At 71.4% G+C, this 10,609-nt stretch carries 10 protein-coding genes; 4 read left to right on the top strand and 6 right to left on the bottom strand.

Features of this window, described 5'->3' with window-relative positions:
- Positions 1-19: 19 nt before the first annotated feature.
- Together A6R01_RS12810 and A6R01_RS12805 are read right to left on the bottom strand one after the other, a co-directional pair.
- Positions 20-1,690, bottom strand: a complete 1,671-nt coding sequence (locus tag A6R01_RS12810; protein WP_292606453.1) for an IS1634 family transposase — start codon at positions 1,688-1,690, stop codon at positions 20-22.
- Between the two features lie 86 nt (positions 1,691-1,776).
- A complete protein-coding gene (locus A6R01_RS12805) occupies positions 1,777-2,331 on the bottom strand; it encodes a wax ester/triacylglycerol synthase domain-containing protein (RefSeq protein WP_292606451.1) in 555 nt (184 codons plus the stop codon).
- 94 nt (positions 2,332-2,425) lie between these two features.
- On the opposite strand from A6R01_RS12805, the gene A6R01_RS12800 reads away from it, so the two are divergent.
- Both A6R01_RS12800 and A6R01_RS12795 read left to right on the top strand, forming a co-directional pair.
- Positions 2,426-2,902, top strand: a complete 477-nt coding sequence (locus A6R01_RS12800; RefSeq protein ID WP_292606449.1) for a hypothetical protein — start codon at positions 2,426-2,428, stop codon at positions 2,900-2,902.
- A 105-nt stretch (positions 2,903-3,007) separates the two neighbouring features.
- Complete coding sequence (locus tag A6R01_RS12795) at positions 3,008-4,132, top strand: FUSC family protein (protein WP_292606447.1); 1,125 nt, start codon at positions 3,008-3,010, stop codon at positions 4,130-4,132.
- Between the two features lie 36 nt (positions 4,133-4,168).
- On the opposite strand, the gene A6R01_RS12790 is transcribed toward A6R01_RS12795, so the two are convergent.
- Positions 4,169-5,296, bottom strand: a complete 1,128-nt coding sequence (locus A6R01_RS12790) for a glutamate--cysteine ligase (RefSeq protein ID WP_292606445.1) — start codon at positions 5,294-5,296, stop codon at positions 4,169-4,171.
- Positions 5,297-5,415: 119 nt separating this feature from the next.
- Here A6R01_RS12790 and A6R01_RS12785 point away from each other — a divergent pair, with 119 nt between their 5' ends.
- On the top strand, positions 5,416-6,786 hold the full coding sequence (locus tag A6R01_RS12785) for a threonine/serine exporter family protein (RefSeq protein ID WP_292606443.1): 1,371 nt from the start codon (positions 5,416-5,418) through the stop codon (positions 6,784-6,786).
- On the opposite strand, the gene A6R01_RS12780 is transcribed toward A6R01_RS12785, so the two are convergent.
- From A6R01_RS12780 to A6R01_RS12770, 3 genes are all read right to left on the bottom strand, one after another.
- The gene (locus A6R01_RS12780; RefSeq protein WP_292606441.1) at positions 6,763-7,338 is read right to left on the bottom strand and encodes a DUF402 domain-containing protein; all 576 of its coding nucleotides are present in this window, start codon (positions 7,336-7,338) and stop codon (positions 6,763-6,765) included. The two genes, A6R01_RS12785 and A6R01_RS12780, sit on opposite strands and share 24 nt — an antisense overlap.
- A gap of 92 nt (positions 7,339-7,430) precedes the next feature.
- Entirely contained in the window at positions 7,431-8,273 is an 843-nt protein-coding gene (locus A6R01_RS12775) for an SDR family NAD(P)-dependent oxidoreductase (RefSeq protein WP_292606439.1), read from the bottom strand.
- Positions 8,270-9,796 (bottom strand): NAD(P)/FAD-dependent oxidoreductase, encoded by a 1,527-nt coding sequence (locus A6R01_RS12770; protein WP_292606437.1) that lies wholly within the window; start codon positions 9,794-9,796, stop codon positions 8,270-8,272. The genes A6R01_RS12775 and A6R01_RS12770 overlap by 4 nt, the downstream gene beginning before the upstream one ends.
- Before the next feature lie 50 nt (positions 9,797-9,846).
- On the opposite strand from A6R01_RS12770, the gene A6R01_RS12765 reads away from it, so the two are divergent.
- Positions 9,847-10,467 carry a TetR/AcrR family transcriptional regulator gene (locus A6R01_RS12765; protein ID WP_292606435.1) on the top strand — a complete coding sequence of 207 codons (621 nt, stop codon included), beginning with the start codon at positions 9,847-9,849 and terminating at the stop codon, positions 10,465-10,467.
- Positions 10,468-10,609 lie beyond the last annotated feature (142 nt).

Genomic DNA, 10,609 nt, shown 5'->3' with positions numbered 1-10,609 from the left:
CCTGACTTGGCTCAACTGGTTAGTGCGTGACCTCGCCATGGTCGAGCGCGTCGAGGATGGTCTGCTGCTGGTCGGGTACGACGGGCGCGAAGGTCTGCTGGGTGCCGTTGATCGCGATGGTCGCGGACCGCAGTGGCCGTAGTTGCCGGACGACGTTGCGGATCGCGACACCGGTCCGTGCCTGGACCTCGCGGCTGACTGCGAGCGCGGTGAACACGATGGTTAGGTGGGCCTCGATCGCGTCGCGGGTGCGGTGGAACATCGGCCGGGCGCGTAGATCGGTCTTGGACATCCGGAAGGACTGCTCGACCTGCCACAACGCGTGGTAGCTGCCGATCACCTCACCGGCCGGCATCAGGGCAGCGGGGATGTTGGTGACGTAGCCCTTCAGACCGACCAGACGACGGGCCCTGGCCAGGGCCTTCTCATCGAGCGTCCGCGCGCCGTTGGTGGTCTTCACAAACCTGGGCGCGCGTGCGGTCTTCTCCCCGGCGACCACGGCGGTCGCGCGGTTCTCCTGCAGGGTGAGGGTCTTGTTGTCTCGCACTGCTCGCTTGGTCGAGTACGCCCAGATCGCGCGCCACGACCCTGGATGCAGGTCGGGCTCCCAGATCGGCTCGGCCTTGCGGTGGGGGTCGCTGACCGTCTCGGTCGCGCCCTTGCTGGTGCCGCGTTGGGTCTTGGGGGTGATGGTGTCGATGACCTGGGCGTCGGTGAACGCGTCGCCATGCCAGCGGAAGTGGGACTCCAAGTCGATGGGCGCCTTGCTGACGCGGGACCCCACGATGAACCGCAGGTCGGCGTCGTCGAGTTCGCGCAGGTTCGTCGCGGACAGCATCCCGGCGTCGGCGACGATCACGATGTCGGCCAGCCCGTGTCGAGCCTGGAACTGCTTCACGATCGGGATCAAGGTGAGGGTCTCGGCCTTGTTGCCCTCGAAACAGCCGATCTCGAGCGGAAACCCGCGCCGGTCGACCAGCAGCCCGACCACGATCTGGGGGTCGACGCGGCGTTCCTTGGAGTAGCCGACCTTACGCAGGTCGTCTTCCTTCTCGGCCTCGAAGTAGAGGGTGGTGACGTCGTAGAGGATCAGGCTGATGTCGCCGTGGTTGGCGGCGTGGGTGAAGCAAGCGGTCGCGATCTGGTCGCGGTAGTTGCCGTGCTCCTTGGTCGTGGCGTGCGCGCGGGCCAGGGTCCGTTTCATCGTCGCGTAGCTCGCAGGCCTCCGACCGAGGTCGGTGAGCACGCGGCCGGTGTCCAGCAGAGAGGTTGGCTCCACGATCCGGGCGATGACCAGGTCGCGAAAGACCGGGTCGTCGACGACGTCGAACCCGAGGCTGTTGAACACGCCAGCCAGAGTCTGGTGCAGCAGCCGGGAGTCGGTGCCGAGCACCCGGCCCGCCTCGTCGCGGACTTCCGCGACCGGAGTGGTGATGTCGTCGAGGGCGGGCTGGTCCGCCGGCGCGGTGACCAGTCCGGCGACCCGTGGAGTCGGGGTGACGTCGAGGTCGAGGGCCGCTTGGCCAGGGTCAGCGAGCAGGCTGCGCGCCTGCTCGAGCAGCAGCCCGAGTTCGGCGTCGGTGTGCGCGGACCCGAGGTGCTTCACGATCTGCTGACGTCCGCCGGCGTACTCGGCGATCTGTACCGCGGTGGCGCCCGACGCGGTCCTAACCCGCCGGATGAACGCCACCTGGAGACCCTAGACCGAGGCTTCTTAGTGCGTGAAAACGCACTAAGCCGTCACTGTTCGTGCAGGTCAGCGCAATCCGGTCCGAATCAGGCGTGGCCAGTGAGCCAAGTCAGGTGGGGGCGGGAGTGCCGCGCCCAGGGCGCAAGCATGCCGCGCTCATCGGGGTCGGTGGTGAGCACGCTCTGCATCAGGCGCATCGCGGAGATGCCGTCGACCAGCGCGTGATGGATCTTCGTGTAGAGCGCGACCTTGCCGTCGGCGAGGCCCTCGATGACGTGCGACTCCCACAGCGGCCGCTCCCAGGCCAGGCGGGTGGAGTGCAGGCGCGAGCACAGCTCGAAGAGCTCGCGGTAGCGGCCGGGCGCCGGCAGCGCGCTGTGCCGGACGTGGTGCTCGATGTCGAACTGCTCGTCCGGCCGCCACACCAGCTGGGCGCCGGTCTTGACCGAGCGGTGCGGGTGCTTGAGGAACAGCGGCGCCACCTCGTCGATGTCGCGCATCGACTCGTACATCTCGCGGATGTAGTCGGGTCCGGCCCCCTCCGGCTTCTCGAACAGCTGCAGCCCGCCGACGTGCATCGGCATGGAGCGGTTCTCCGAGAGGAGGAACGCAGCGGAGGGAGGATCGATGACGGAGACCACGGAGGAGCCTTTCGGTGGAACGGGTTCTCGTGAACCTGTCCGGTGAGGGTGGCCCACGATCCTGCCGTGCGCGTGACGCACGCCACAAGCAACAGTGACAGAACGGACCAACGGCGCGGAGGTGACGCGCGGCCCGCCGATCGTCCACAGGTCGGACCCCTGGTCTGGTCCTCCCCAGGGCGACGACGAGGGAGCCGCGACCGGCTCCCTCGTCCCTAGGTTCGTCCCGTCCGCGCCGGACCCGCCGGCGCCACCTCTCGGGAGGCATCCATGCACCGCACCGTCCCCACCCCCGCCCGCCCGCTCGACCGCCCACTCGACCGCCCGCTGGCTCGGCTGCTCGTCGGCGCCGGAGACCATCGTCAAGGTCACCGGCAACGCCTCGGAGGGCTTCGGCATCGAGCACTACGACGGCAGCTCGACCTTCCCGCCGACCCACTCCGAGGCGATGGCCGAGTGCCAGGAGTACTCCGCCAAGGTCGGGCGCATCCGCTGCCGGGTCGAGGTCAAGACCTGGTACCGCGACCTCGTCGCCACCAAGCGTGCGCTGAAGTACGCCCACCGCTCCTGACCGGCGCCCGGCCGGGACCGGGCCGAACCGGGCCGAACCAGGCCGGCTCGGGCCCGACCCGGGAGGGCGACCCGCACGGACGTACGCCGCTGGCAGGATCACCACGTGGACCTCGCCTCGCTCGACCGGCTGCGGTCCCGGCGACTGTCCCGGGGCCTGACCATCGGCCGCAGCTCCTACCGCGCCCGGGTGGCCCGCTTCCGCACCAAGCGGTGGCAGGTCGCCCAGTGCGCGGTCGCGGCGGCGGTCGCCTGGCTGGTGGCCAAGCACGCGCTGGGCCACGAGGTCCCGGTCTTCGCGCCGATCGCGGCGGTGCTCGCGCTCGGGACCTCCTACGGCCAGCGGCTGCGCCGCGTCGCCGAGATCACCGTCGGGGTCGCCGTCGGCGTGCTGCTGGCCGACCTGCTCGTCGCCCTGCTCGGCACCGGCGCGTGGCAGCTCGGGCTGGTGGTGGCCATGGCGATGACGGCCGGGATCCTGCTCGACGGCGGCACGATGCTGGTCAACCAGGCGGCGATCCAGTCGATCTTCGTGGTGGCGCTGCTGCCGGGCACCGGTGGGGCCTTCACCCGGTGGACCGACGCGCTGGTCGGCGGGCTCGTGGCCCTGGTGGCCGCGACCATCGTGCCGGCCGCGGCACTGCGGCGCCCGCGCGAGCAGGCCTCGGTGGTGCTGCGCAAGCAGGCGCGGCTGCTGCGGGGCGTGGCGGAGGTGCTGCGCGAGGGCGACGCCGACCTCGGGGCCGAGCTGCTGGCCGAGGCGCGCTCGACCGAGCCGCTGATCCGCGAGCTCGAGGACGCCGCGGCGGAGGGCATGGCGGTGGTGACCTCCTCGCCGTTCCGGATCCGGCACAGGCCGACGGTGCGGCGGATGAGCGACCTGGTCGTGCCGCTGGACCGGTCGATGCGCTCGTGCCGGGTGCTGGTGCGCCAGGCCGCGGTCGCCGCCCACCGGCGACGGCCGGTGCCTCCGGCGTACGCCGCGCTGGCCGAGGACCTCGCCTTCGCCGTCGACGTCATGGTGGCCGAGCTGGCCGAGGAGCGGATGCCGGTCGCGGCGCGGCCCGCGCTGCTCGGGGTCGGCAAGGGCACCGGAGAGGTCGTGCGCACCGACGAGATGACCGCCGACATGGTGCTCGGCCTGCTGCGCGCCGTCGTGGCCGACCTGCTGATGATCACCGGCATGGACGCGATGCAGGCCTCCGACGCGCTGCCGCCGCCCCCTCGCTGAGCCCGGCCGGATCCCGGGCCGATCCTGAGCCGGGCGCTAGAGGGACTCGCGCAGCTCGCGGACGACCGAGTCGACGACGGCCACCAGGTCGCCGCCGGTGGCGGCCGCGACCGCCCGCTGGCGCTGGTAGGACGCGCCGCGCTCGACGATGTCGCGCACCGAGTCCAGCTCAGCGGCGCACCCGAGCCGCTCGGCCACCGGCTCCAGCCGCACCAGCAGGTCGGCGAGGTCGTCGGTGACGAGCCGCTCGGTGGACTGGGCGTCGAGGATGACGATGGCGTCGAGCCCGTAGCGCGCGGCGCGCCACTTGTTCTCCTGCACGTGCCACGGCGGCAGCACCGGCAGCGCCTCGCCACGCGCGACCCGCTCGTCGAGGTCGACGACCAGGCAGTGGCACAGCGCGGTGAGGGCGGCCAGCTCGGGGAGGCTGGAGACCCCGTCGCAGACGCGGTTCTCCAGGGTGCCCAGGTGCGGGGCGGGACGCAGGTCCCAGCGGATCTCGCCGAGCTCGTCGATGACGCCGGTGGTCATCTGGTCGTCCACGAACGACTCGTACTCCGCCCAGGTGTCGAAGCAGAACGGCAGCCCCGCGGTCGGCAGCTGCTGGAACATCAGCGCGCGGTTGGAGGCGTAGCCGGTGTCGAGCCCGGCCCAGACGGGCGAGGACGCCGAGAGCGCCTGCAGGTGGGGGAAGTAGGTCAGCAGCGCGGAGAGCACCGGCATCACCCGGGCCCGCTCCGGCAGCCCCACGTGCACGTGGACGCCCCAGATCAGCATCTGCCGCCCCCACCACTGGGTGCGATTGATGAGCTCGGCGTACCGGTGGCCCTCGGTCAGCTCCTGGGTGGTCCAGGAGGCGAAGGGGTGGGTGCCGGCGCCGTAGAGGTCCAGCCCCAGCTCGTCCGCGGCGGGGACCACCGCCTCGAGCGTGCCGCGCAGGTCGGTCATCGCCTCCTCGACGGTGCGGCACACCCCGCTCACGGCCTCGACGGTGTTGCGGAGCAGCTCCTTGTGCAGCCGCGAGGGATCCGGCATCCGCGGGTGCGCCGCAGTGAAGAGCCGGGCGGCCTCGTTGCGCAGGTCGCGGGTCTCCCGGTCCACGAGGGCCAGTTCCCACTCCACCCCGAGCGTGGGCTCGGGGGAGCCACGGAAGTCGATCCGCACGTCGCACAGCGTTCCACACCGTCGGTCATCGCGCGGCCCTCCCGGGGTGGCGAGGCTCACGTGGTCCACGCGGTGGCACGGGCTTGGGTCCCCGCGGGGGCTCCTGTCACCATCCGGTCATGGTGGACGCGCGCGAGGTGAACCTGGGCCTGGACCTGTGCCTGCGCGTCGGCGAGCTGCTCCTCTCCAGCGGGGCGGGTGCGGCCGACGTGACTGCGACGATGCAGTCGCTGTCCTACGCCCTCGGCCTGCGCGAGGCCTCGGTCGACATCACCTTCACCTCGCTGGCGATGACCTACCAGGACACCCCCGACGACATCCCGATCGTCGCCACCCGGCAGGTCAAGCAGCGCGCCATCGACTACGAGCACCTCACCCGCGTCGACCACCTCGTGCGCGACGTCCTGCGCGGCGACCTCGACCTGCGCGGGGCGCGCACCGAGCTGGGCCGCATCACCTCCACCGGTCACCCGCGCGCCCGCTGGGCGGTGACGCTGGGCTGGGGCGTGATGTGCGCCGGCGTCGGCATCCAGCTCGGCGGTGACTGGGCCGTGATCGGTCTGGCGTTCCTCGCCGCCGTCACCATCGACCGGCTGCAGCTGCGGATGGCACGTCGCCGGATGCCGAGCTTCTACCAGCAGGTGGTCGGCGGCGGCGTCGCGACGCTGATCGCCCTCGGCGTGAGCGCCACCCCGATCAGCATCAACGTCTCCCAGGTCGTCACCGCCAACATCATCATGCTGCTGGCGGGCATCGGCTTCATGGGAGCGCTGCAGGACGCGCTGACCGGCTTCTACGTCACGGCCACGGCCCGGCTGACCGAGGCGTTCCTCGCGACCGCCGGCATCATCGCCGGCGTCTCGGGCGGGTTGTCGATCGGCTCGGTGCTGGGCCTGGAGATCCCGCGGCTGCAGCCGGGGGAGTACTCCCTGCAGACCATCGGCATGCTCGGGCTCGGCTCCGCGGTGGCTGCGGCCGCCTTCGCCTTCTCCTGCTACGCACCCAAGCGGATCCTGCTGCCCATCGCGCTGGTGGCCGGCGTGGCCATCACGATCTCCGGCACCCTGCAGAACGCCGGCATCGGCCGCGCCTGGGGCGTGGCGATCGCGGCCCTCTTCGTCGGTCTGGTGAGCTTCTCGGTCTCCGGGTGGATGCGGGTGCCCCCGCTGGTCGTGGTGGTCTCCGCCGTCGTCCCGATGCTGCCGGGCCTCTCGATCTACCGCGGCCTCACGCTGCTCGGCGAGGGTGGCTCGTCGATCCCCGAGGGGCTGCTGGCGATGACGGCGGCCATCTCGGTGGCGATCGCGCTGTCCTCCGGCGTGATCCTCGGTGAGTACGTCGCCCAGCCGCTCAAGCGCGAGGCGCAGCGGCTCGAGACCCGACTCACCGGCCCGCGCCTGGTCGGTCCGGTCGACCACTCCCTGCGCCGGGACCGGTGGCGGCGTCGGCGCACGGCGCCGGACGGCTCACGGACCGACGACGCCTTCTAGGCCGCCCAGGTCGCCCAGGGCGTCCAGCCGCCCCAGCCACTCCTGGGACCGGCCGTCGAACGCGCCGCTACCGGCCGTGGCCTCGGCCCACACCTCGTGACGCGCGGCGTCCGCCGCCGCGACCACGTCGGCGGGGTAGCCGTAGAGCACCTGGTGCTCCTCGAACTCGTCCTCGTCGTCGACGTACCACTCGCCGCTCTCGCGGCGGATGACGTCGAGGTCGAGGTCCACCGCGCGCACCACCGCCGGGTCCGTCGCGGTGTCGAGCACCGCCGGGGTGGCCATGTCGACGTAGGCCGTGCACCAGATGCCGGGGGCGTGGAAGGTCGCCGCCCACCAGCGCTCGCGGGGGAACAGCGTCACGGTGGCGACCTCGGAGACGAACTCGAGGCCGGGCCGGTGGTGCCGCACACCGGCCGGGGTGCCCACCCACAGGCCGAGGTCGTCGGTCCCGAGCCACACCGCGTCGTACTCCCAGTGCGGACGCTCGCCCCACTTGGTCATCGCGACGTGCAGCGGCTCCCCGACCTCCATGCCCTCCCCGAGCTCCATGCCCCCAGCAAACGCCGAACCGGCGCGTCCTTCCGGAAGGACGCGCCGGTTCGGCACGGGGAACGGTGGCTGCGAGGAGCCTCGGGACCCGGTCAGACGACCTGGGTCTTGGGCGGCATGACCTTCTTGGAGACCTTGGCGACGACGTCCTGGTAGCGCGAGCCGGAGAGCTTGGCGAACCAGTGCAGCGCGTGGGCGTCCATGCCGACGAGCACCCGGGCCTGGTCCTTCTCGATGCCGCGGACGATGATCTCGGCGGCCCTCTCCGGGGTCATCTTGGCCAGCTTCTCGTCGAAGAACCTGGCGGTGGCGGCCTGGTCCTCCTTGGCCGAGACGCGCGAGTTGCGGGCGATCGCGGTCTTGATGCCGCCGGGGTGCACGACGGTCACGCCGACGTTGTGGCCGGCGATGAGCATCTCCTCGCGCAGCGCCTCGGACAGGCCGCGGACGGCGTACTTCGAGGCGTTGTAGATCGACTGGCCCGGCATCGAGACCAGGCCGAAGAGCGAGGAGAGGTTGACGACGTGGCCGTCGCCGGAGGCGATGAGGTGCGGCAGGAACGCCTTGGTGCCGTGGAGGACCCCGTTGAGGTTGATGCCGAGGATCCACTCGATGTCGGACCACTCGAGGTCGACGAGGTCGCCGGCCAGCGCGACGCCGGCGTTGTTGACGACCACGTTGACCCGGCCGAACTGCGCGACGACGGCCTCGGCGTAGGCCTCGAAGGCCGCGCGGTCGGCGACGTCGAGGCGGTCCGAGCGGACCTCCCGGGCGCCGGCACCCTTCACGAGGTCCACGGTCTCGGCCAGGCCGGCCTCGTCGACGTCGGAGAGCGCGAGCAGGGAGCCCTTGCGGGCGAGGTTCAGGGCGAGGGCGCGGCCGATGCCGGAGCCGGCCCCGGTGATGACGACGACCTTGTCGGACAGGTTCTTCATGCGTGCGCAGCCTCTCGGGAGGGGGTGGTCTCGTCCGCGGCGGTCTCGCCGGTGACGGTGTAGGCGGACAGGTCGAAGCGCGACAGCAGCCGCCGGAAGGTGAACGTGGCGTGCGGCCACAGGGTGGTGTTGCGGCCCTGGTCGTCGAGGTACCACGACGCGCAGCCGCCGGTGGTCCACACGGTGCGCTTCATCCGCTTCTGCAGGCCGGCGTTGAAGTCGGCCGTCGGGGCCTCCTTGACCTCGACGGTGGCCAGGCGGTTGGTGCGCATCTGGCGGATCGCGTCACGGATGTAGGCGACCTGGGACTCGATGATGAAGACCATCGAGGAGTGGCCGAGCCCGGTGTTGGGGCCGACCATCATGAACAGGTTGGGGAACTCCGGGATCGTCGTGCCCTTGTACGCCGACATGCCGTGCTCGGCGAACCGCTCGGCCAGCGTGCGGCCGGTGCGACCGGTGATGGCGTGCGCGATCGGGATGTCGGTGGTGTGGAAGCCGGTGGCCACGACCAGCGCGTCGATCTCGCGCTCGGTGCCATCGGCGGTGACGATGCCGCTGCCGGTGATCTTGGCGATCGGGTCGGTCACGAGCTCGACGTTGTCGGAGGCGACGGCGGGGTAGTAGGCGTTGGAGATCAGGATGCGCTTGCAGCCGATCTCGAAGGTCGGCGTGAGCTTCTCGCGCAGCACCGGGTCCTTGACGTGCTTCTTGAGGTTGCCCAGCGCCATCCGCTTGGCGGGCGCGGCGATCTTCGGCTGGAACGTGAAGGCCGGCACGTAGGTCTCGCGGCCCCAGTAGATCGCGGTGCGGTAGAGCTTCTGCAGCCCGGGGACGTGGCGCAGCGCGGCCTTCTCCAGCGAGGAGTAGCGCCGGTCGTGGCGCGGCAGCACGTAGGGCGCGGTGCGCTGGTAGAGGTCGACGTGGCCGGCGATCCTCTGCAGCTCGGGGACCAGCTGGATCGCGCTGGCGCCGGTGCCGATGACGGCCACCCGCTTGCCGGTCAGATCGACGGAGTGGTCCCACTGCGCGGAGTGGAAGACGTCGCCCTGGAAGGTCTCGATGCCCTCGATCTCGGGCAGCTTGGGCTCGGAGAGGCCGCCGGCGCCGGAGAGGACCGTGCGGGCGGCGTACGTCGCCGGGCCGTCGGGACCGGTCACCTCGACCATCCAGCGCTGCTGCTCGTCGTCCCAGCGTGCGGTCTCGACCCGGGTGTCGAAGACGAAGCGGTCCAGCACGCCGGCCTCGCGGGCGACCCGCTGCAGGTAGGCCTGGATCTCCGGCTGGGGCGAGAAGGACATCGACCAGTCGGGGTTGGGCGCAAAGGAGAAGGAGTAGAGCTGGCTCGGCACGTCGCAGGCGGCGCCGGGGTAGGTGTTGTCGCGCCAGGTGCCGCCGACGTCGGAGCCCTTCTCGATGACGACGAGGTCGCGCTCGCCGTCCTCGTCGAGCTTGATGGCAGCAGCGAGGCCGGCGAAGCCGGAACCGATGACCAGGTGGTCGACGGGGAGGGGAGTGCTCATGTGAAGGACGGTAGTGGCGTTATTGAAAAAGTGTCAATAGAATGGTCGACGTGACCACCCGCACAGCCACCGCCCGCACCCGGTTGAGCAAGGAGGAGCGCCGCTCCCAGCTGCTCGACCTCGGCGTGCGGCTGCTCTCGACCCGCTCCCTGGACGAGCTGAGCATCGACCTGCTCGCGGAAGAGGCCGGCATCTCGCGCGGGCTGCTCTATCACTACTTCGGCAACAAGCACGACTTCCACGAGGCGGTCGTCCGCCGGGCCGCCGACGACCTCATCGCCCAGACCGCGCCGCCGGTCGAGGGGGAGCCGCTGCACCGGCTGCTGGTCTCGATGACCGCCTACGTCGACTACGTCGACGCCAACGAGCCGGGCTACCGATCGCTGGTCAAGGCCGCCTCCGGGGCCAACGACACCCTGCGCGAGATCTACGACGAGGCGCGGGCCGCGCTGACCGACCGGATCTTCCGCGAGGACGCCCAGGGCACCCTCATCCCCGAGACCCCGCACACCCGGCTGCTGGTGCGCGGCTGGGCCGCGATGGCCGAGGAGCTGGTGCTGGGGTGGAAGGCCGACCCGCCGGGCGTCACCCGCGACCAGCTGCTGGAGATGCTCGTGGCGTCACTGCCGGCGCTGGTCGCCGTGCTGCCGGCCGAGCGCTCCGCTGACTGAGCCGTGTCGCGCTGACGGGGGCGAGCGCCGCCGATCCGCCGGGGGAGTCTCAGGACCCCGGGGGGCGGCGCTCGCCGGCCGTGGTGGAACCGCAGCTCCCAAGAGGGGAGACTAGGTCCCACGGTGTCGCCCGGTCCATGTG

The sequence above is a fragment of the Nocardioides sp. REDSEA-S30_B4 genome, from assembly GCF_001627265.1.
Taxonomy (GTDB): Bacteria; Actinomycetota; Actinomycetes; order Propionibacteriales; family Nocardioidaceae; genus Nocardioides.
This window is presented reverse-complemented; position numbering and strand designations above follow the sequence as displayed.

Bases quoted from the DNA above. Each gene is read 5' to 3' on its own strand.
- A6R01_RS12785 (WP_292606443.1), top strand. From the start codon at position 5,416: ATGGTGGACGCGCGCGAGGTGAACCTGGGCCTGGACCTGTGCCTGCGC.
- A6R01_RS12780 (WP_292606441.1), bottom strand. From the start codon at position 7,338: ATGGAGCTCGGGGAGGGCATGGAGGTCGGGGAGCCGCTGCACGTCGCG.
- A6R01_RS12775 (WP_292606439.1), bottom strand. From the start codon at position 8,273: ATGAAGAACCTGTCCGACAAGGTCGTCGTCATCACCGGGGCCGGCTCC.
- A6R01_RS12770 (WP_292606437.1), bottom strand. From the start codon at position 9,796: ATGAGCACTCCCCTCCCCGTCGACCACCTGGTCATCGGTTCCGGCTTC.